Below are 21053 nucleotides of genomic sequence, written 5' to 3' on the forward strand. Positions count from 1 at the left end.
CTTGATTATTCATATTCGTGGTGATGGTTTACCGGAAAAGTATGAGCAATGGCCCGTGAGTCGTTGCTCATGCTGATCATGACGGGTAACAAGAGTATTAAAATTATGGTGGTGTTTACCGCAACGAAAAACACCATGATGAGGGCGTATATCGCAAGTAATAGGCTTTTTCTGTTTTCATTAAGGCTGCGGAAGCAAAAGCGAATAAAAAGAAAATAACCACCAAACAGCAGACCGATACCAAGCAATCCGTATTCAATTGCGGTATCTAACACAAAGTTGTGGGTGTAGATCGCCAGCTCATCATAGTTAAAGTAACTGATCATAAAGTTGGGTAACATTTTCGCGCCGACACCTAACACTGGGTGTTGAAGTAAAATATCTAGCCCATTGGCAAGTAAAAGTTTTCTATGAAGATTCGATACCCAGCGGGCTTCACTTTGGTTGGCAAATAAGACGTCTTCTTGGGTTATTTCCAATGTGTCTGCTAGCGTTTCAAAGCCAACGTAGAGTGTGGTTGTGACGGCAGTAAACACAATGAAGCTCAAAGCTAATAAAATTGTCCACGTGTACGTTTCGCTGAGCGATTTTCTCATTAAGTTTTTTACGAGCAGTTGGTCAAAGAAGAAAAGCAGACAAAAACCAAGTAGCGCTTTTCTTTCTTGTGACAACACCAGTAATACTAAAGCTACGAGCATCAAAAGGTGGAAAGCGCGAATTTTATCTCGATAAAGGTACAGTAGCGAGCACAGTACACCGAACCCGTATTTACTTACCCCGAGTAACTTAAACCCGCTTTGATAGCCCTGAGCAAAGTGCCATAAGGCAACGAGCGTACAGATGAAAAACAACAGATACGTGAAATAAACCATTACCCGTTCGTCATCAAACACGCCATAGGCGTACATTAGGCTCAGTAGGCACAAAATCGCTAACCATTGCACAGTTTCTATAACTAGCGGCATTAAAGGGACGCGATTTAGCAGACCATTTATGAACACATACCCAGTGAACAATATGAGGAACCCCATACAGGGATGCATGAGTTTTTCAGCTTTTCCTTCCAATACCACTAATGCAGTAAAACCAATGGACAAAAGGCTTGCGATGTCAGATGGGGCTAGCGCTATTCCTCCAGCACGAAACTTCATAGGAATAAAGAACAATGCTAATAGGCATGCTGCAAGCAATGAGGCGCGATGGCTCGATGGCACGGAACTATTTGTTGGCGCAAAGCTGCTGGTAGATTCCATAGTAACCTTCACGAAATTTATCGATGGTGTAGAGAGAGGCCCTATTGACTGAGTATTGACTTGCAGCGTCATACCGCTCAACACTTTCACACAGCTGGAGAACTTTTTGGCTCAGTTCAGTGGCGTTACCAACTTGAAATAAATATTCGGCACGTCCGGTGACGTCATCCAAACCAGGTACGTCCGATGATAATACGGGTAAGCCTGCTGCCATGGCCTCAACCGCCGCCAAGCCAAAGCCTTCGACGTGCGACGATTGCACGTAAATATCCATGTCGTTCAAAAAGGCTGGAACGTCAGAAACTACGCCATGAAAGTGAACACGTTGCGCGACGTTGATTTTTGTTGCCAATGCTTGCAGTGACGATTTTTTTTCTCCATCTCCCGCAAGGTGGAGTTCGTATCGTCTTGGTAAATGGATAAGTGCTTGGATAAGCGTTTCATGATCTTTATGTTGGTGAAGTCGGCCCACCATTCCAATCTTGATAACTGGTTTGTCGATTAGGTGGCTGGCGAATCTTGGTGTCATAGAAAACCTTTTTAAATCAACGCCATTGTGCACCACGTGATATTTGTGTTGGTAGCGAGGCATGAACTTCACCAGTTCATCTTGTACTTTTTCACTAATACTGACCGTCAAGTCGTGGCCCCAATACAAGACGTATTCCATGAACTTAAACAGCGGATAGTCACGTCGACGGTTATAAGAACAGTGCTCAGTCTGGATTCGTTTTTTACCTACCGCCAATAGCGCTAGGTAAATGGAAGGGTAGAGGTGCCCGTGAACGACATCCGGCCAACGCAGCAAAGAGAATTTCTCACTCAATGACAATGTGCGCCAGTTAAAACACTCTATACCTTGGGCAGATAGCATTGGTAAGTAATCATTTTCATCACACAAGACCAAAATTTTGATTTCGTATTCAGGCTTATGTTCTAAAACAAGGTCGACTAAGAACTTCTGAGCACCGCCGTTCTGAGAAAGATCATTAATAATATGTAGAATCTTTGTTTTCATGATTAATTGGTCAGATATTGCTGTTTAAGGTCGGTGATTTCTGCATTTGAAAAAAAGTGCTTCGTCAATTTAGAATTCAGCATTTCTTCAACGTACTCGGGTGTAGGTTGAAATTGCGTTTTGAATTCTTTCATTAGTGGCGAGTACCATTTGTTGTCTGATTGATTTTCATAAACAACATCCACGGGGTAACCTAAAAAGTCTTCAACTGCGGAGTTAGCCTTCGTTAGCTTGTCACTTCGAATGACCAACAGTGAGAAGTTATTGTTATGGTATGTTTGATAGCCTACTTCGTGATTAAAAGACTCGTTAAACACATCAATCCCTGTTAGTTGTTTGATCTCGTTGTCAAACCACTGCAGCGCATATTGATGATTCATGTGCTTATCAAATGCTTCTTGGAGTAATTGCGGTCGTTCGGTACGTATTGCGCTGTCATCCTTTAGATATTTGTCCGCCATCCAAAAAGGAAGTGCTTGAAAGAACATTGAGACATTTCGTCCGATCGGTTCACGCACCAGCGAGATAATTCGAACTTTTTTCTTGCGCTTTAACATATGGCTCATCGTTATACGCTTTAGTCGTCGCTTTAACGCATTGATCTGAGGCTTATGCAATTGCGCTCTAACGGGGGATATTTGTTTTTGCGCATCGACGGTCATAAGGTCGTGCAAGTGAATCGAGTTAGGAATGGAATGCTCTAATGCACTCGAACCTACTTTGCCCATTTGATAGATCAATACCGGCTGTTCTTGGCTTTTCAACGTTTGGTACCAAGATAGGTTTACGTTAGTAGGCGTATTTCTGGACATAAAGCGTCTCTCCTTCCTTGGCCTTGGCTTGTGTGATTAAGACGCCAAGAGATGGAACTGAGTGTTGTATTTGTTTAGATAACGCAAGGTTAACCAGTGATGATTTTGTTGATTCTGAGCGAATGACGGTGATCAGACCATTGGCATACTGACCAAGAATAAGTGCGTCACTCACTGACAGTAGGGGTGGTGTATCGATAATGATCCGGTCATACTTATTTTGAAAATGTTCGAGCAACTTTTTAAAGCGATCAGAAGCCAGTAATTCCTGTGGGTTTGGCGGAATTAGGCCGGCCGGTAATACATCTAAGTTGGCTTCTTTTATATGTGTAACACAATCTTTGATTGGCGTATCCATCGTCAGGATATGCGTTAAGCCAGGGCTTGATTCAGCAATACCGAATCGCTTTGCGATGGAAGGTCGACGTAAATCGCAGTCGATGATCAACACCTTTTCCATTTTTGAAAACGACACCGCCATATTGATACTGGTCGATGTTTTTCCTTCTTCTGGAATAGCAGAGGTAAAGGGCAATATCTTTTGCTTCGTGTTGGTTAATCTGAGCAGAAGCGAGGTTCTGACGGAGCGGCAAGCTTCACTAAATAGCTTTTCTTCATCATCTAAATACGCGGTATAACTGACGCCGTTTTTACGCAAATTGCGTTTTTTGACCATAGGAATCACACCTAAACACGTAACACCAAGTTTTTCCTGCACATCGGTTGTGCTTCGGATAACTTCTCGCATCGTTTCTAAGATGATGACCAGAGCGCAAGCAATGGCAAAGCCAAAAAAGGTGGCAATCAGTACCAGTTTGATTCGTTGTGGTGCCACCGGGAATAGAGGAATGATGGCTTTATCAGTAAAGCGAGCCGTGACATTCTTGTAGTCGCTGGTGGCGTTGGTCTCTTTCTCACGATTTAAGAACGCTTCATAGAGTGCCTTATTGGATTCAACCTCGCGTTTTAACTGTTCGTAACGCGCTTTTTGTGACCCTAACGATTGGAAGTCTGACTTTTTGTTATCGAGTTCTGCTCGAAGCATGTCCTCTTGCGCTTTTGCAGCAAGAAGGTCTTGTTGCTTACTGAAGGAAATGTCCCGGATGAGTTGCTGGGTTCTTGATTGAATTTCAGCAAGCTGTGCTTTCGCCTGAATCATTCGATCATGCTTAGGTCCGTAGCGCTGTGCCAGTTCAGAGAGATTTTTGGCTGCCTGTGCTTCCGACAATTTTAGATCGCGGATTTGCGCTTGATTAGCGAATTCATCAATTGACAACAAGCTGTCTAAACTTTGCGAAGATTTACGTCGTAACAGTTGGATTAACGTCTGCGCTTCAATACGCTTATTAACAGCGATATTCAGCTTGCGAGTGAGTTCTTCTAGCTCATTTGCGTAAATTTCATCAATACCGTTTATATCGATCAACCCTTCTTTTAACAAGAATTCTTGCAGCGCTTGCTCCGAGTTACGTAATCGCTCCTCCAATTTTTGAGAGTTATTTGTCAACCAAGTAGCCGCATTTTGTGTAACGACCAATTTGGCTTCAAAATTTGCGTCAATGTAGGCTTGGCCGACCGCGTTGGCGATTGTCGTCGCAAGCTTAGGATCGATAGAACGAAAGCGAATTCTGACTAATTGGGTGTTACGTACTGGCTCAATATCGAGTTTACTTCTGAAAGCTTGAAGTGCCTGATAATAGGACTCTGAAAACTGGGCGGTTTCTTTTGGGCTTGGTGCCACATTCAGTAGGTCTTGAACAAAAGGAATCGACTTTATTTGGTCGATTTTTTTATTTAACCCCCCTGAGCTTGTGAATTCAGGTAATTGGGTAAGGTTCAGCTCTCTAATGACCTTATCTGCAATATGATTCGATTTTAAAATGGCGATTTGCGTTTGAAAGTACTCTTTTTTTGTCGTGTCGACGCCATATACTTCCTCGATTGAAAGGGCGCTTTTTTGCTCCTCTTGGATGAGTAGCGTAGCTGTAGCTTGGTATATCGATGCTTTGGAGTAGATATACCAAGTACAAGTTAATGAGAACAGAAGCGTGAATGCTGCGATGCTTAGCCAATTCTTTTTAATCGCTTTGAAGTGATGGCCAAAACGAATCAGTTCTACTTTGTTCATCTGGAGATTATTTGGATGAGTCCCGTTCATTTGATTCCCTGTCACTTAAAAGAAGCTCTGGTCAATAAATACAATGTCACCAGGTTCAACGTTGCGGTGCATACTGACCCCTTCCATCGTTTGACCTGTTTTATGCTTGGTGAGGTTAATGCCTTTGCGTGAGGCTCTGTCGGTCAAGCCACCTGCTAGAGCGATGGCCTTCTCTATGGTTAACCCTGGACGGTACTCAAATCCACCAGGTTTCCTGACTTCGCCATTAACGTAAAACAGACGAAAGTTATTGATGGTGACCATCACTTTTGGATTGATGAGATAATCGCCTTTTAAGCCCGTTTCTATTTCGTACTTGAGTTGTTTTGGTGTTTTTTTGATTGCTTTGATTCGGCCAAGGTAGGGGTAATCAAAATAGCCATCTGACGTTATTAGAATATTTTTAATCGTAAGATCTTCTTCACCATAGACCTGCACGGAAATGGTATCGCCAGTATCGAGTAAGTAATCTTCCTCGTTTGAGTCAGCGTTGACCAAAGTGCTAAATAGCAACAACGCTACACTCATGAATTTGATGAATGCCTTCATTAATAATCCTTTTTACAGAGAAAACTGTGCGCTTAAAGTCCAAATGTTTTGTTCGAAGCTATAACCCGATCGGCTAGAGTTTTTATCTTGGTATTGCCAATCGGCTTGCAGCTGTATCCAACGTTTGATCTGATAATCGATACCAAAAGATAGAGTGTACCGATCGTCGTTTCTGGAGATTCCCGTGTAATCATCTTGTTGATAAACAGCACCTAAGCGAGTTGCAAGGTAACTATTCCAATCGTGCTTGAGGTTCAGTCGGTAACGAGTTTGTAGGTTGTAATCGCCATCTTGATCGGGGTTAACCGCCGCTTGAGTGGTTTTCACGCTGACTAGAGTTTGTTCTTGAGGCAACCATTCAAAGCCGATATCCCAACTAAAGCCTTTAAATGTCTCTCGTTGAGCGCTGTCAAAATCTTTGATTTGATAACCGAGTCGAGCGATGCCTTTGGTTTTTCCTGTGACTTCCCATTCGGCACCGGTGTAATAGAAACTGGTGTTGTTATCTTTCGATGGCTGCGCAGAATTTCGGTGCTGATACTCGGTTACGATTTGGTTTGTTCCGACTAACCAATAGGTTCTTGGCGTCGCTCTTAAATAGAACTCCAAATGTGCATTGGGAGCTCGAAAATCGTTGTATTTAGTTTTAGCGTTTGGGCGACCAGGCAAGCCGTCACGATAGTTTTGATAGGTTTTATCACTATAGCCTAAACCGAATTCGAGTCTGCCTTTGGCACCGTTAGATCCAAAGACATAATTGGTTTTTACATCGTTACGGTTGAACTCTATTGGTGAGTCGATTGCGCTACCATTACCTTCGGTAATATCTTCTCCTCGAACTTCATGCTGGGCGCGAAAACGGTAATCAACCACTAAACGATGACGATGATTAAATTCGAAAAAGTTGGAAAACTGAAAAGTGTGGTCGTCGAAGTCGTTGCGATCGTCAGATGAAAAGCCAGCTTTTAACCTATATAAAATATCTGCGCGATAGCGATTCCGTTCTATACGTGCTAGTAAGCTTGGTTCTATACCCCAAATATTGACCGATTCTACATTGCCGGATTTTTCCGCTTTATTGATGTTGTCATCTCCCTCGTAGAAAGTTTTTACGAGGGGAATCAACTCTATACCAGACTCGGTTTGGTAAGCCATCGGTTCTGCGAGCAAGTCAGTAGAAAACAGACTTAATGCTATTGCCATTGTCAGTTTCTTCATAATCTTAACCTTAGTAAGCGTTAGCACCAGTGAAGCCTTTGAAAACGGTCATAAAGATGATTTTGATGTCCATCCAAACCGACCAATGGTGGATGTAATCCAAATCAAACTCGACCCTCTTTTCCATTTTTTCTAAGGTGTCGGTTTCGCCGCGATAACCATTAATCTGCGCCCAGCCAGTAATGCCTGGTTTTACTTTGTGACGTAGCATGTAGCGATCCACGATCTGACGGTATTCTTCATTGTGTGCCACGGCATGAGGGCGTGGGCCGACAATAGACATGGTCCCTTGCAGTACATTGATAAATTGAGGCAGTTCGTCCAAAGAGGTGCGACGCAGAAATCCGCCAAAAGGCGTAATACGAGGATCGTTCTTTGTCGCCTGTTTCACGTTGGAACCTTGATCCATGGTTGTCATTGAACGGAACTTCCAGACTTCAATCTTGCGTCCATCAAGACCGTACCGATGTTGTTTAAAGATGACAGGGCCTTTAGAAGTTGCCTTAATGCCGATCGCAATGACGAATAGAATAGGGGCGATTAAGACCAAAATAATGCTCGAAAACAAGATGTCTTCAAACCGTTTTACCCAAGAAGAAATTCCAGCAAAAGGTGTATCAAAGACACTTAGTGTTTGAACTTGGCCGATCTGCGCCCAACGAGAATGTAAAAGGTTATAAGTGAAGAAGTCGGGAATCAGATACGTATTTGCGGTGGTATCTGAGAATTGGTTAAGAAGTGACGCAATGCGTTCTTTTGCGTGCATTGGCATCGCGATATAGACGTAATCTACTTCCCCTTTTTTAGCTCGCTCAAGGGCGTGGTCAACAGCTCCTTTAATAGGATAATCAGAATTTGGCAATCTGTCGGAAGATCGTTCGTCGTAAAAGCCATCAAAAAGAACACCGTGTTCTGTGTGGTTTTGAATTTCGTTAGCTAGGGTAATGCCGTGAGGAGTTTGGCCGATGATGATCGCAGTGCGAGTGTTGAATCCTTTTTTTCTCAAATAGGCTAATCCGGTACGGAATGTTACTCGCCATGCTAAGAGCAGAGCGGGCGTAATCGCAAACCACAGCGCTAAAATTGTGTTATCAAATAAGGTATGGACTTCAGAAAAATACAGCACAATAAAGATAAGTGCAGAAGTCACCGCCCAAGAAACACAGACAATAAACATCTGCTCTTTAAACGAACTGGTTCGCCAAGAGCGATACAGATTGCCGCTTTCTGCCATAAATAGAAAGGAGATGCCTCCAACGAAAGCCAATATGACGTAATCTTTCCCCATCGCAGTATTCATGTCTTTGAACACTAAAAGCAGCATAAAAGAGACGATGACAGCAAGATCTGAGATGCGATATAAAAAAGCGAACTCCATCTCATGAGAGCGGATAAGTCCTTTTTGTTTCATGACTCAGTTTCCCTTCTGACACGCTACCGCCCTTGGGTGTCTTCCCCAATTGCCGTGTCGTGAACGTTATTAGTAGTTAGTGCACAGAGCATTCTGTGGAATGCTGCTGAGTTTTTTGTCACGTGTAATTTCGTTGATAAGTGTAAAAATTTGCTTTGTTGAGGTAAGTGGAAATAAGAATGATATTTAGCCCTTTGGCTAAGTTTGGCGGGTTAGGAAAAAGCTGGTACTTACTTATGAGGAATGAGGAAAAGTATTAAAAATGAAGTATCAGTACAAAGACAATGGTTTATGTGAGGGTAGAAGAAACGGGTGATTTGATTCGTTCACGATTAATGATTTAGTATCGAATTGCTGATATTTATTAAGATAAAAAAATCCCTCTCACTTGAGAGGGATTTTTTTGAGTAAGGACGAATGAATTATTCGACTTCTACGCCGTTTTCTTTGTATAGGCGGCGGCATGCGCGACCATCACTGTGGAACAGGTGACAACGATGAGCTGGAATACCGATCTCGATTTTATCGCCAGTGTCGACTGCAAGCGTGTCAGGCTGACGGAAAATAACGTCGGCGTCCGCACCTTCTAGGTTTAGGTATACTTGAGTTTCGTTACCTAGCTTCTCAACAATCATCACTTCACCGTGAATACTTGCATCAGCTTCAGAAGCGGATAATAGGTGCTCAGGGCGAATGCCTAAAGACATTCGGTCGCCGCGGTTAACTGTTGTACCATCCACCGGAATCCAGAAAGATACGCCGTTAGATAGTTGAACTTTGACGCGCTCTGCTTCTACTTCATCAATGAATACGCTCATGAAGTTCATTTTAGGAGAACCGATAAAGCCAGCTACAAAGCGGTTTTGTGGGTAATGGTAAAGCTCAAGCGGCTTACCAACTTGCGATACATAACCGCCGTCTAGTACAACGATTTTATCTGCCATTGTCATCGCTTCTACCTGATCGTGCGTTACGTAGATCATGGTACAACCAAGTTGGCGTTGTAGCTTAGTAATTTGTGCACGCATGTTTACACGCAGTGCCGCATCCAAGTTTGATAGTGGCTCGTCTAGAAGGAATACATTTGGCTGCGATACCAATGTTCGGCCAATCGCCACACGTTGACGCTGTCCACCAGAAAGTGCTTTTGGTTGGCGCTCAAGCAAGTGGCCTAGTTGTAGGATTTCTGCTGCTTGTTCAACACGCTTGTCGATTTCTGCTTTGTCTGCTTTTGCTAGTTTCAAGCCAAATGACATGTTGTCATATAAGTTAAGGTGCGGGTAAAGAGCGTAAGACTGGAATACCATACCAACACCACGTTTGGATGGTTCGACGTCATTCATGCGCTGGTCACCAATATACAAATCACCTGAAGTAATGTCTTCAAGACCGGCAATACAACGTAAAAGGGTAGATTTACCACAACCTGATGGACCTACAAAAACAACAAATTCACCTTCGTTGATTGTTAGGTCTACGTTCTTAGAAATCAGTACGTCGCCATACGCTTTACAAACATTTTTTAACGTGACACTCGCCATGTAGCTCGTCCTCGATCAATTTTTTATTATTCACCGCTCATCATTATATGAATTATCTAGCGAGCAGTAACAGTAGGAATCGGTAAGTTCTTGCGGTTGGTAAGAAAAGTAGGGTAGCACTTCAATAAAATGTCCTGAATAGAAGTGCTACCCATCATAGCCAAGTACGAGTTTCTCTCCCCCACATTATTCGTATTGTCTCCCCCGTGAAATAATTACCACAAACAACACTAATAATGACATTCCACTCGTCTGGCAATGCAAAACCAGCAAATCTTTTTCCTAATACGTAGGCACTGCTGGGAAAGGGTTCTTACCATCCACTCTTGGATGACTGCAGTTTCTAAGATTGTGCGTAGTGCGACATCCTCCTAATAGAAATAATTGTAGGGGGAGTAGAAAGGGAGGAGTAAAAAAGGAGGAGGAAGAAAGCAGTTGGTCGGAAATCACATTATTGCACCACCTAAAGTTGAAACCGATCACAGGAACTATCCATTTTGTGATTTGAGTCTCTTACCCTTGGCGATTTAGATCACGAAAATACGTCATAATTGTAAGGGCGTAGGGATTAGGAGGATGAGACATATTGGATTATTTCAGATGATATATGTCGAAATACGGCTGAACCTCAATGGACTAGCCCTACATCAAAAATATAAAAAGGATACGAACATGAAAAAGTTAAGCGCTGTAGCACTAGGTACTCTTGTTGCTTTGGGTTCTTTTGGTGCTAATGCTGCCATCGAAGAAGGACAACTTACTATCTGGATCAACGGTGATAAAGGCTACAACGGCCTTGCTGAAGTTGGTAAGAAATTTGAAGAAGACACAGGCATTAAAGTGACTGTGGCTCACCCAGATGGCCTTCAAGACAAATTCCCTCAAACTGCAGCGACTGGCGACGGTCCTGATATCGTATTCTGGGCTCACGACCGTTTCGGTGGTTACGCAGAAGCTGGCCTGCTAGCAGAAATTAAACCTTCTAAGAATATTCAAGAAGGTATCGTTGATTTCGCTTGGGATGCAGTACGTTACGACGGTAAATTGATCGGCTATCCAGTTGCGGTTGAGTCTCTATCTCTAATCTACAACAAAGACCTAGTTCCAAACCCACCAAAGTCTTGGGAAGAGGTTGCAGCATTAGATGCAAAACTTAAAAAAGACGGCAAGTCTGCAATCATGTGGAACCTAAAAGAACCGTACTTCACTTGGCCATTAATGGCGGCTGATGGCGGCTACGCGTTTAAATACACTTCTGAAGGTTACGATGTTAAAGACGCAGGTATCGCGAAAGAAGGCGTTAAAGACGCAATGAGCTTCGTAAAAGGCTTAGTTGACAAAGGCGTAATCTCTGCGGATATGGATTACTCAGTGTCTGAGTCTGCGTTCAACCAAGGCAAAACAGCGATGACGATCAACGGTCCATGGTCTTGGGGCAACATTGAGAAGTCTGGCGTTAACTACGGCGTGACTACGCTACCTAAGTTCCAAGGTCAATCTTCTAAGCCATTCGTTGGTGTTCTAACGGCTGGTATCAGCACTGCGTCTCCAAACAAGGACCTAGCGGTTGAGTTCATTGAGAACTACCTACTAACAAACGACGGCCTACGTATGGTTAACAACGATAAGCCTCTAGGTGCGGTAGCGCTTAACTCGTTCCAACGTGAGCTAGATTCAGATACTCGTATCGCAGCAACAATGGACAATGCGATGAACGGCGAAATCATGCCAAATATCCCTCAAATGAACGCATTCTGGGGTGCGGCTAAGAACGCAATCATCAACGTAGTTGACGGTCGTCAAACTGTCGATGCAGCTCTTGCAGATGCAGAAAAACAAATGACTAAATAATTAAGTAAGACCTTTTTAAGGAGGAGGCAACTCCTCCTTACTTTTCTATATTTATTCTATATTCGCTAGCAGGTTCCCTATGCAGTCAGTTCAAGGTACAAATGCTATGACAGCACCAGAAGCCAGCCTTCCGAGCAGCAAAAAAGTGTTCATGAAATGGTCACTTTTAGGCACAGTCGGCATCATCAATGGCTACGCAACAATCCTTATGTATTCTCGCGGTGAGATTGCGTTTGCACTACTTACGCTCATTCTTACCGCTTTAGCGTTGTTCATCTTTGGTAGTAAAAAGACGTACGCACACCGTTACATCTACCCTGGTATAGCAGGGATGATCCTTTTCATTCTTTTCCCTTTGGCGTACACCATAGGTTTGGCGTTTACCAACTATAGCGCGAAGAACCAACTCTCTTTTGATCGCGCTCAGAACGTACTTTTGGACCGAACTTACCAAAGTGGTGATAGCTACCCGTTCACTTTGTATAAAACGGAGCAAGGCCATCAACTTGTGGTTGAAAAAGATGGTGAGCTACTTGCAAGCCCGACTTTTCAGCTTGATAACCTTTCAGCATCGGAGTTTGATCTTTCACCAATTGAAGAAGTAACGGGTGAAAAAGAATCAATCAAGGCGATTGTTAAGAACCGCAGTGCGTTGAGCAGTGTCGATTTACATTTGCCAAGTGGTGATGATATCCGCATGAGTGGGCTGCGCAAATTTGCTGCAGTTGTACCTTTGTACACATTGCAAGAAGATGGTGAAACGCTTTACAACAACCGGACTGAAGAAACGCTACGTCCAAATATGGAAGTAGGTTACTACCAGCCTGTCGATGAAAACGGTCAATTTGTTGGTAGCACAGTGTCACCAGGTTTCGTGGTGAACATTGGTACCCACAATTTTGAGCGTGTTTGGAAAGATGATGGTATCAAAGAGCCGTTTATCAGTATCTTTATCTGGACCATTGTTTTCTCTGCGCTAACCGTATTGTTTACGCTTGTTATTGGTCTTGTCCTTGCCAGTGTGGTTCAGTGGGAAGCACTTAAAGGTCGCTCAGTTTACCGTTTGTTGCTAATCCTGCCTTATGCAGTTCCGGCGTTTATTTCTATCTTGATCTTTAAAGGTTTGTTTAACCAAAGCTTTGGTGAGATCAACATGTTGTTGGAAGGCTTGTTCGGCATTAGCCCGGCTTGGTTCTCTGATCCGTTCATGGCGAAAACCATGATCTTAATTGTGAACACTTGGCTTGGTTTCCCTTACATGATGATTTTGTGTATGGGCTTACTAAAAGCGATTCCAGACGATTTATATGAAGCATCAGCAATTGATGGTGCGAACTTTGTCACGAACTTTACACGTATCACACTACCAATGATGTTGAAGCCATTAACACCATTGTTGATCGCGAGTTTTGCATTTAACTTCAACAACTTCGTACTTATCCAGTTGTTGACTGGCGGTGGTCCAAACATGATTGGTACATCAGAGCCTGCGGGTTACACCGACCTTCTAGTAAGTTACACCTACCGAATCGCATTCGAAGGTGCTGGCGGTCAAGACTTCGGTCTAGCAAGTGCGGTAGCAACGCTTATCTTCCTATTGGTTGGCGCATTGGCACTTATCAACCTACGCGTAACTAAAGTAGCTCAGGACTAAGGAGAAATTACAATGGCAATGGTACAAGGTAAGTCATTAAAGTATCGTGTTTGGGCTACTCATATTGCAATGTGGGCATTCTTGGCACTGATTATTTTCCCTTTACTGATGATCATCGCGATTTCATTCCGTGAAGGTAACTTTGCAACGGGTAGCCTGATCCCAGACAACCCAACACTTGATCACTGGAAATTGGCATTAGGTTTCTCGGTGACTAATCCAGACGGTACAGTTACACCGCCACCATTCCCAGTAATGACATGGTTGTGGAACTCGGTAAAAGTGGGTGGTATTTCTGCAATCCTAATCGTGGCGCTATCAACCACATCGGCTTACGCGTTTGCTCGTATGAAGTTCAAAGGTAAGAACACCATTCTTAAAGCGATGATGATCTTCCAGATGTTCCCTGCGGTGTTGGCACTGGTTGCTCTGTACGCGTTGTTCGACAAACTGGGTCAGTACATTCCTTTCCTTGGTCTGAACACGCATGGCGGTCTGATCTTCGCTTACTTAGGTGGTATCGCACTGCACGTTTGGACCATTAAAGGCTACTTCGAAAGTATTGACTCGTCTCTAGAAGAAGCGGCGGCTCTTGATGGTGCTACACCATGGCAAGCATTCCGTTTGGTATTGCTGCCACTGTCTGTGCCAATCCTAGCGGTAGTCTTCATATTGTCGTTCATCATGGTAATTGGTGAAGTTCCTGTAGCGTCACTACTGCTTTCTGATGTAGACTCGTACACACTTGCAGTGGGTATGCAGCAATACCTATATCCACAAAACTACTTGTGGGGTGACTTTGCCGCAGCTGCTGTACTTTCAGCAGTGCCAATCACTGCCGTATTCTTACTTGCGCAGCGCTGGTTGGTTGGTGGTCTAACCGCTGGTGGTGTGAAAGGATAATCTCTTGTGGTCTGAGATTGATAAGAATAACTAGAAAAGGGCGACCACATGGTCGCCCTTATACTTAGCACGGATATTACAATTTTGGTTTGGCCGCCGATCAGTAATATCTTGGCTTTTATTGGCGTTACGCATAGCTGGCTGTTAGCTTAGTTCCTTACGATTCAATCACTAACAGTTTTTGTAACCATAACCTGAGTTTAGACTCAGGTTTTTTTATGCCTGTTAAAGGCAATTGTGCAATAAGTAGATAGAGATTAGCGGCTTTGCAATGGATTACACAGGGCTTGAATAATGCCCTGCGTAGCACTTCACATAAATAACTAGAGCTTAGTAAAAAGCTAAATTGAGGTAGGGAAGGAAGAGATTAAAACTCTCGGCTGGAAGGTGCGCATCCAACGTATTGAAGCAGCGTGTACAAACTTTCTTGCTGCAGTGCGACGCGACGAAATAAATTAGCAAAGGTAACGTCACCGCCAAAGCAAGTTTGAATGTAATGATTAATTTCTGTTTCGTTATACCCCTCGACGTACATGGTTCTCACCCACTGGTACTCGACCGCTTTTAAATTGGTCAACGTCTCTTCACTTAAGGTCGTTTCTTTTAGTCTCAAGATCCAAACTCTATCCAACTCCAAAATAATGGATGGATTTAAGCAAAGCTAGGTGAAGGATTTATGACAGAGAAGGGCGAGCGTGAAACAAATGGCAAAACCATGATGTTGCTCCACACTCTGGGTCTGGGTAACGTTGAGGTACTTAATAGCGTTCTTAACGGATGCCAGTTACTTGAGATATTTAACGTGTGCTTCCATTTCTTCCCCAATCTCTTTACGCATGTTCATAAGACGGATAGCGGATTGCTCTAAGGCTTTGTCTTCATCTGACTCTGGAATCCATTTCGGTACATCGGTTGGTTTTCCGTTTTCATCTACAGCAACCATGATAACGATACAGTGAGTGGTGAGTCTGTTTTTCATTTGCTTTGGATCACTGGCTTGCACGTCAATCGCAATGTGCATTGAGCTTCGTCCGGTATAAATGACTTTCGCGCTAACTTCGACTAAGTTGCCGACATGAATCGGCGCAACAAACCGAATGCCGCCAGCATATGCGGTAATGCAATATTTACCACTCCACGCTGCAGAACAGGCGTACGCTGCCAAGTCGATCCATTTCATTACGGCGCCGCCGTGCACTTTTCCGCCAAAATTTACGTCGCTGGGTTCTGCTAAAAAGCGAAGGGTAATGTCTCTTTGACCACTGCTCATCTGTCTTTCCTTGATGGGTTATTGTTTTCCCAATTTAGCAGCAAGATGAATTTTCGGGAATAGCGAATGAAACAAAATATTAACTTTTATTCGAACGCTGGAAGTGACAAGCCACAGCGTAGTTCTGTGGCTTGGGGTGTAGATGTTAATTGGCGGTAGAGGCAATCTCAGAATTGGACAATGGTTTTCTCTGTCTTACTTTTATTTGCGACAAGATAACGCCAGAGATGACTAATAACCCACCAATAATGTGGTAAGCGTAAATTTTCTCACCAATTAGTGTTGAAGCAAGTATGACGGAAACCACAGGCATTAGGTTCATGAACATAGCACTTGAATCAGCACCAATTGAATCAATCGCTTTGACCCACATCAGCGGCGCGAAAATGGAAGCAGCAATACCAGCATAAGCGATTAATGGTAGCGCGTCTTGGCTTGGTAACAGTTGCTCACTAGAGAGCCAAAGTGGTGTGAGCATCAAAACAGAAAAGAAGCCCTGCATGTAAACCAGAGTCAAACTACTGAATGGCATTTTCCAGCGTTTTAGCAGAACACAATAAGCCGCGTATACCATGGCAGCAACGAGCATTAAGCTGTCACCTTGCGTTAAGTCTTGATGTAAAAAGTAAGTGATATCACCGTGACCAAGCATAAATGCTAAGCCGCCGAGCGAAATGACACCACCGACGATACTTAACATTGATATAGATTTACCGAGCAATGGGACACTTAAAAACACACTGATCAAAGGAACTAAAGAGGTGATCAGGGCCATATTAGAGGCCGTTGTTGTTAAACCGGCATAGTATCCAAGTGACTGGTTGAGAACCATACCAAGTAACGCAAGAAACGCCAACTTAGCTAAGTAAGGTCGAATAATGTGTCGTTGTTTGATGATTGCAGGCAGGCAAAATGGCGTTAGGAGTACCATTGCGACAAACCAACGGTAGAAACTCATCGCACTTGGTTCAATGGCGCTCGCAGCCATCTTGTTCACAATTGAGTTACCACCCCAAATCATAACGGTGAAAAACGGAAGTAAATAAATCATGAGAACCCTATAGCACAATTATTGATGGCGCTAGTCTGGCAGGTCTTTATAATAAAAAGTATCTCTTAAAAGACATCGTAAGCGATAGGAAGACAATTTTGAAAAAGAGCGCCAGAAATCTTCACCCCTCCTTATCAATCGATCGTGCGCCATCAGATGTATTTATGAATTTCGAAGCGTTTCTCTCTAATACAGAAACACGAATTCATAGCCACCCTTGGGGGCAAGTGCAACTGATCAGCGGTGGGATTCTGGAGATGGATGCAGAAGACACAAGATTTCTAGCACCTCCACATCTTGCTATTTGGGTTCCCGCCGGAATTCGTCACACTAGCTACAACCGTAAGCCAATCGAATATTGTTCTTTGAATATTGCCCCTGAATTGACGGCGCATTTTCCAACTAAAACGAGCTTGATCAAAGTGACTCCAATCGTGTCATCTATTATTGAGGACTTTCGTCAGCGAGACATTAATGTGGCGCAAACTGATGAAGACAAGCGCTTGGTACAAGTGTTATTGGACCAGCTTGCAAAGCAAGAAGTCGAACATCACTTTTTACCGACTACCGACAATAAGTATCTTGAACCGATTTTAAAAGCAGTAGAAGAATCGCCGACGGATGAGATCAGTTTGGCGGAGTGGGCGGCAAAAGTGCATACCACAGAACGCACGTTAGCGAGACATTGCCAGAGTGAATTAGGGATGAGCTTTACTGAGTGGCGCTTACGTGTGCGATATTTACATTCTATGGAGTTGCTGCGTAAAGGGCAGACCGTAAAAGAAGTCGCTCTGACGTTAGGTTATAACCAAGCTAGCCCTTTTATCGCGATGTTCAAGAAATACTCCGGCATGACACCGGAGCAATACAAGAATCGATTGTTATAGCTGAGCGATTATGTAATTCAAACCACCGACCACGGCTGCAACCTGTGCATCGTTACATTCTTCGTCGTTCACCGTTGGGCTGTCTGGGTACACTTCCGTTGTCGTGCCGTAAACGCAATTTGTTACGCCGCCACACAGGCCCAGTTTTACCATTGGGTAGTTGATAACGCCAAACTGTACGACGGGTGAACCAATGATTTCGCCGTTTTCATCTGCTGGTGCAATGTGAGTCACTTTTGCAACTGACTCAATGACCGCTTTTTGGAAGTCAGGCTGAGGGTTTTCACTATCTCCCACCGTGTAAAAGCCATCTGGGATCATACCTTCAATGTACTCAATACCATCACGAGCAGCTAAGGCTGGACGGAACTCAGTTTCGTCAGAATCTGTCGTTTCATGTAGATCAATGTGCATTAACACATCGCCTAAAGTTGCAACGAGCTTCATGAGGTTAGCGGACTCTTCGGCAGGGCTATCCTTATAGAAAGAGCGGTTTGGATCAATCGCGTTTGGATTCCAGCGGTTGATCACCTCGTAACCCCAAGGGCTTACGCAGGGTGCAACGACAATATTGAAATGCTCTGCATAGCGCTCTGCTTCTGTTTCTACAAACTTTAATGCGCCATGTACACCGCTGGTTTCGTAACCGTGCACGCCGCCTGTGACCAACACAGCAGGTTTAGTTGAATCCCAATTGCGTGTTTTGATACAAAACAGAGGGAAGCGTGCCTCGTTGTATGAGAGCGCACCATATTGTTCAACATCAAAACGCTCGCGTAGGGCATCGATTTTACTGACGACTTCATCTTGGTAGCTACGTTTTACTTCTTGCGTTGCTAACCAAGCTTTACGTTCTTCTTCGTTCCAAGGTTGGCCAGGAGTACCGATCGGGTAAATGTATCCACTTTTCATCTATACTTTTTCTTTTGACTGCTGAAAGGTATCACAAGACTAGACCTGTCTTATCTTTACGGCAATATAAAACACCATTTGGGGTGGTATTCTTTGCAAAATCATCACTTTGATGAGTGATTCATTGGTGTTACATTTTGTTACTTACTCAATTTCATATAAGAGACAAAAAATGGCTGGAGCAAGTTTACTCACACTGTTGGACGATATTGCCACGGTGCTTGATGATGTCGCCTTAATGTCAAAAATGGCGGCAAAGAAAACCGCAGGTGTATTGGGAGATGATCTAGCGTTAAACGCTCAACAAGTGTCTGGTGTTGCATCTGAGCGAGAGATTCCAGTGGTTTGGGCGGTTGCAAAAGGCTCATTCAAAAATAAATTGATTTTAGTTCCTTCAGCTTTACTTATTAGCGCGATTATTCCATGGCTTATTATGCCATTATTGCTAATTGGCGGCTTATTTCTCTGCTTTGAAGGGGCAGAGAAAGTACTTGAGAAAGTGTTTCCTCACTCGCATCCGCACGAAGAAAAAGAGGAGCTAGTTAATACTGGCGAGTCGATAGAAGAGTATGAAAAGCGTAAAGTTTCTGGTGCGATTCGAACAGACTTTATCCTTTCAGCAGAGATCATCGTGATTGCGTTAGGTACCGTGACAGGAGCCAGTCTTGTTACGCAAATTTTAGTTGTCAGTTTAATTGCAGTGATTATGACGGTTGGAGTTTATGGACTAGTCGCTGGGATTGTGAAGCTAGATGATTTAGGCCTTTACCTTGAAAGTCGCTCAAACGGTAAAGGTTGGGTAGCGAAAGTCGGAGGGGCCTTGGTCGCTTTTGCACCAAAGTTGATGAAGTTGTTAACCATTGTAGGAACTGCTGCGATGTTTTTGGTGGGTGGAGGAATTGTGGTGCACAACGTGCCAGCCATTCATCACTTTGTAGAGCCGATTATTATGAACTTTAGTGGTCATTCGGTTGCTACAGCCATTTTGCCTATTTTACTGAACGGTATTATCGGCTTTGTGGCGGGGTTGGTTGTGGTTGCGGTATGGACGATGGTTGAAAAGCTTCGTGGTCAATAATCACATCTAAAACATGAGACGATAATAACAAGGGTCATGACTTCTTTTTACAAAAAGCATGACCCTGTTTTATGGGTGAAACGTCAGTAAAGTACTTACTTCACTTTCCACTCGATCTGTTCATTTGCTCGAATAGGCACAACGATATCATTGCCAAATGGCATCGTTTCTGGCACATCCCAAGCGGATTTTTCTAACGTTACTGTATCTGTGTTACGTGCAATGCCGTAAAAATCAGGACCGTTGAAGCTTGCGAAAGCTTCCAAGTTTTCCAACTTGCCTTCTTTTTCGAAGACTTCTGCATAAAGCTCTAGCGCAGCGTGTGCAGTGTAAGAACCAGCACAACCGCAAGCCGATTCTTTTGCCCCTTTCGCATGTGGCGCTGAGTCTGTACCTAGGAAAAACTTCTTGCTACCACTAGTTGCTGCTTCGATCAGCGCTTGCTGGTGGGTTCCGCGCTTAAGAATTGGCAAACAGTAGAAATGAGGTTTAATACCACCCACAAGCATGTGGTTACGGTTGAAAAGAAGGTGGTGGGCAGTGATGGTAGCCGCTACGTTGTCTGAGGCATTGTTAACGAAGTTTGCTGCGTCGGCGGTGGTGATATGTTCTAGTACGATTTTAAGATTAGGGAAATCATTGACGATAGGAGCGAGGACGGTATCAAGGAATTCTTTTTCTCGGTCGAATATATCAACATCGTGATGTGTTACCTCCCCATGAACCAAAAGTAACATTCCTACTTCTTCCATTGCTTCTAAAACGTGATAAATGTTTTTCGCATTGGTCACACCGGAATCTGAGTTTGTTGTGGCGCCAGCAGGATAGAGCTTGGCAGCAACAATGTGTCCGGTTGCTTTAGCCTTACGTATTTCGTCTGGTGTCGTGTTATCTGTAAGGTAAAGCGCCATTAAAGGCTCAAACTGTTCGCCATGTTGCTCTTTGAGAATTCGGTCACGGTAGGCTAGGGCGAGCTCAGTTGTAGTAACAGGTGGGACGGTATTTGGCATAATCAGCGCACGGCCATTGTAGCGGCTGATGTCGCGAACGGTGTCTTTAAGAACTTCCCCATCGCGTAAGTGAACGTGCCAGTCGTCAGGACGAGTGATAGTCAGTGTTGTCATTAATTGCTCCCACCATTGAAAAGTTGTCTGATTGGAGCCTAAGCGCCGTATTTGCTTTTGAGCAAACGCTTGCGCTTAGGCGACAGGATGATAGAGGAATTGCCCTCATATTTCATCCCATTTTTCAATTTTATAAAGAGTGAGAGTGTAAGTGGTTACTTCATTGTTAACCAAAGCGCGTGGATCGTACCTGGTAGAAAGAAGAAACACGTCAATATTAGATTAATCAAAAAGTCTTTATTTAGACCTTTCTCCATGAACACCGCGACAGGCGGAAGAAAGATACATAACAAAATCAGAACCAGTTTTCTTGTATCCATAATTAAGCTCCAAATCGATAAATGGGAGTAGTGATAACTTGGG

At 43.7% G+C, this 21053-nt stretch carries 19 protein-coding genes; 5 read left to right on the forward strand and 14 right to left on the reverse strand.

Annotation, left to right across the window (positions count from 1 at the left end; translation table 11 throughout):
• Positions 1–5 precede the first annotated feature (5 nt).
• From R7P67_RS02265 to malK, 8 genes are all read right to left on the reverse strand, one after another.
• On the reverse strand, positions 6–1253 hold the full coding sequence (locus tag R7P67_RS02265) for an O-antigen ligase family protein (protein ID WP_169628852.1): 1248 nt from the start codon (positions 1251–1253) through the stop codon (positions 6–8).
• Positions 1219–2271, reverse strand: coding sequence for a glycosyltransferase (locus R7P67_RS02270; RefSeq protein ID WP_238967434.1), 1053 nt, complete (start codon positions 2269–2271; stop codon positions 1219–1221). Before R7P67_RS02270 ends, R7P67_RS02265 begins: the two co-directional genes overlap by 35 nt.
• A 2-nt stretch (positions 2272–2273) precedes the next feature.
• The gene (locus tag R7P67_RS02275) at positions 2274–3083 is read right to left on the reverse strand and encodes a putative capsular polysaccharide synthesis family protein (RefSeq protein WP_005375261.1); all 810 of its coding nucleotides are present in this window, start codon (positions 3081–3083) and stop codon (positions 2274–2276) included.
• Positions 3061–5241, reverse strand: a complete 2181-nt coding sequence (locus tag R7P67_RS02280) for a GumC family protein (RefSeq protein ID WP_017821253.1) — start codon at positions 5239–5241, stop codon at positions 3061–3063. Before R7P67_RS02280 ends, R7P67_RS02275 begins: the two co-directional genes overlap by 23 nt.
• Before the next feature lie 15 nt (positions 5242–5256).
• Positions 5257–5790, reverse strand: a complete 534-nt coding sequence (locus tag R7P67_RS02285; RefSeq protein WP_005375265.1) for a polysaccharide biosynthesis/export family protein — start codon at positions 5788–5790, stop codon at positions 5257–5259.
• A gap of 12 nt (positions 5791–5802) precedes the next feature.
• A complete protein-coding gene (locus tag R7P67_RS02290) occupies positions 5803–7008 on the reverse strand; it encodes an outer membrane beta-barrel protein (protein ID WP_262652885.1) in 1206 nt (401 codons plus the stop codon).
• 10 nt (positions 7009–7018) lie between these two features.
• Positions 7019–8419: an undecaprenyl-phosphate glucose phosphotransferase gene (locus R7P67_RS02295; protein ID WP_017821251.1), complete on the reverse strand. Its 1401-nt coding sequence runs from the start codon at positions 8417–8419 to the stop codon at positions 7019–7021.
• A gap of 422 nt (positions 8420–8841) precedes the next feature.
• Positions 8842–9960: a maltose/maltodextrin ABC transporter ATP-binding protein MalK gene (malK, locus tag R7P67_RS02300; protein ID WP_005375271.1), complete on the reverse strand. Its 1119-nt coding sequence runs from the start codon at positions 9958–9960 to the stop codon at positions 8842–8844.
• A 672-nt stretch (positions 9961–10632) separates the two neighbouring features.
• On the opposite strand from malK, the gene malE reads away from it, so the two are divergent.
• The 3 genes from malE (at position 10633) to malG (ending at position 14368) form a co-directional block, all read left to right on the forward strand.
• Positions 10633–11811 (forward strand): maltose/maltodextrin ABC transporter substrate-binding protein MalE, encoded by a 1179-nt coding sequence (malE, locus tag R7P67_RS02305; protein WP_005375272.1) that lies wholly within the window; start codon positions 10633–10635, stop codon positions 11809–11811.
• A gap of 79 nt (positions 11812–11890) precedes the next feature.
• Positions 11891–13465 (forward strand): maltose ABC transporter permease MalF, encoded by a 1575-nt coding sequence (gene malF / locus R7P67_RS02310; protein ID WP_005375273.1) that lies wholly within the window; start codon positions 11891–11893, stop codon positions 13463–13465.
• A gap of 12 nt (positions 13466–13477) precedes the next feature.
• Positions 13478–14368, forward strand: a complete 891-nt coding sequence (gene malG, locus R7P67_RS02315; protein ID WP_005375275.1) for a maltose ABC transporter permease MalG — start codon at positions 13478–13480, stop codon at positions 14366–14368.
• 367 nt (positions 14369–14735) lie between these two features.
• Here the strand turns inward: malG and R7P67_RS02320 are convergent, their stop codons facing one another.
• The 3 genes from R7P67_RS02320 to R7P67_RS02330 form a co-directional block, all read right to left on the reverse strand.
• Complete coding sequence (locus R7P67_RS02320; RefSeq protein ID WP_005375277.1) at positions 14736–14981, reverse strand: hypothetical protein; 246 nt, start codon at positions 14979–14981, stop codon at positions 14736–14738.
• A 171-nt stretch (positions 14982–15152) separates the two neighbouring features.
• The gene (locus R7P67_RS02325; RefSeq protein WP_005375279.1) at positions 15153–15638 is read right to left on the reverse strand and encodes an acyl-CoA thioesterase; all 486 of its coding nucleotides are present in this window, start codon (positions 15636–15638) and stop codon (positions 15153–15155) included.
• Positions 15639–15783: 145 nt separating this feature from the next.
• Entirely contained in the window at positions 15784–16689 is a 906-nt protein-coding gene (locus R7P67_RS02330) for a DMT family transporter (protein WP_017821248.1), read from the reverse strand.
• A 98-nt stretch (positions 16690–16787) separates the two neighbouring features.
• On the opposite strand from R7P67_RS02330, the gene R7P67_RS02335 reads away from it, so the two are divergent.
• On the forward strand, positions 16788–17576 hold the full coding sequence (locus R7P67_RS02335) for an AraC family transcriptional regulator (protein WP_005385013.1): 789 nt from the start codon (positions 16788–16790) through the stop codon (positions 17574–17576).
• On the opposite strand, the gene R7P67_RS02340 is transcribed toward R7P67_RS02335, so the two are convergent.
• A complete protein-coding gene (locus R7P67_RS02340; protein WP_262652886.1) occupies positions 17571–18488 on the reverse strand; it encodes a M14 family metallocarboxypeptidase in 918 nt (305 codons plus the stop codon). The genes R7P67_RS02335 and R7P67_RS02340 overlap by 6 nt on opposite strands.
• A 172-nt stretch (positions 18489–18660) precedes the next feature.
• On the opposite strand from R7P67_RS02340, the gene R7P67_RS02345 reads away from it, so the two are divergent.
• Positions 18661–19566: a DUF808 domain-containing protein gene (locus tag R7P67_RS02345; protein WP_017821242.1), complete on the forward strand. Its 906-nt coding sequence runs from the start codon at positions 18661–18663 to the stop codon at positions 19564–19566.
• A gap of 95 nt (positions 19567–19661) precedes the next feature.
• On the opposite strand, the gene pyrC is transcribed toward R7P67_RS02345, so the two are convergent.
• On the reverse strand, positions 19662–20690 hold the full coding sequence (gene pyrC, locus R7P67_RS02350) for a dihydroorotase (protein ID WP_005385019.1): 1029 nt from the start codon (positions 20688–20690) through the stop codon (positions 19662–19664).
• Positions 20691–20845: 155 nt separating this feature from the next.
• Positions 20846–21010: a YqaE/Pmp3 family membrane protein gene (locus R7P67_RS02355; RefSeq protein WP_005375297.1), complete on the reverse strand. Its 165-nt coding sequence runs from the start codon at positions 21008–21010 to the stop codon at positions 20846–20848.
• Between the last annotated feature and the right edge of the window lie 43 nt (positions 21011–21053).

This window comes from Vibrio sp. Vb0937 (assembly GCF_033338855.1).

Coding starts and splice junctions, on each gene's coding strand:
- malE (WP_005375272.1), top strand. CDS start 10,633: ATGAAAAAGTTAAGCGCTGTAGCACTAGGTACTCTTGTTGCTTTGGGT.
- R7P67_RS02265 (WP_169628852.1), bottom strand. CDS start 1,253: ATGGAATCTACCAGCAGCTTTGCGCCAACAAATAGTTCCGTGCCATCG.
- malF (WP_005375273.1), top strand. CDS start 11,891: ATGCAGTCAGTTCAAGGTACAAATGCTATGACAGCACCAGAAGCCAGC.
- R7P67_RS02330 (WP_017821248.1), bottom strand. CDS start 16,689: ATGATTTATTTACTTCCGTTTTTCACCGTTATGATTTGGGGTGGTAAC.
- malG (WP_005375275.1), top strand. CDS start 13,478: ATGGCAATGGTACAAGGTAAGTCATTAAAGTATCGTGTTTGGGCTACT.
- malK (WP_005375271.1), bottom strand. CDS start 9,960: ATGGCGAGTGTCACGTTAAAAAATGTTTGTAAAGCGTATGGCGACGTA.
- R7P67_RS02345 (WP_017821242.1), top strand. CDS start 18,661: ATGGCTGGAGCAAGTTTACTCACACTGTTGGACGATATTGCCACGGTG.
- pyrC (WP_005385019.1), bottom strand. CDS start 20,690: ATGACAACACTGACTATCACTCGTCCTGACGACTGGCACGTTCACTTA.
- R7P67_RS02295 (WP_017821251.1), bottom strand. CDS start 8,419: ATGAAACAAAAAGGACTTATCCGCTCTCATGAGATGGAGTTCGCTTTT.
- R7P67_RS02355 (WP_005375297.1), bottom strand. CDS start 21,010: ATGGATACAAGAAAACTGGTTCTGATTTTGTTATGTATCTTTCTTCCG.
- R7P67_RS02280 (WP_017821253.1), bottom strand. CDS start 5,241: ATGAACGGGACTCATCCAAATAATCTCCAGATGAACAAAGTAGAACTG.
- R7P67_RS02290 (WP_262652885.1), bottom strand. CDS start 7,008: ATGAAGAAACTGACAATGGCAATAGCATTAAGTCTGTTTTCTACTGAC.
- R7P67_RS02285 (WP_005375265.1), bottom strand. CDS start 5,790: ATGAAGGCATTCATCAAATTCATGAGTGTAGCGTTGTTGCTATTTAGC.
- R7P67_RS02275 (WP_005375261.1), bottom strand. CDS start 3,083: ATGTCCAGAAATACGCCTACTAACGTAAACCTATCTTGGTACCAAACG.
- R7P67_RS02340 (WP_262652886.1), bottom strand. CDS start 18,488: ATGAAAAGTGGATACATTTACCCGATCGGTACTCCTGGCCAACCTTGG.
- R7P67_RS02325 (WP_005375279.1), bottom strand. CDS start 15,638: ATGAGCAGTGGTCAAAGAGACATTACCCTTCGCTTTTTAGCAGAACCC.
- R7P67_RS02270 (WP_238967434.1), bottom strand. CDS start 2,271: ATGAAAACAAAGATTCTACATATTATTAATGATCTTTCTCAGAACGGC.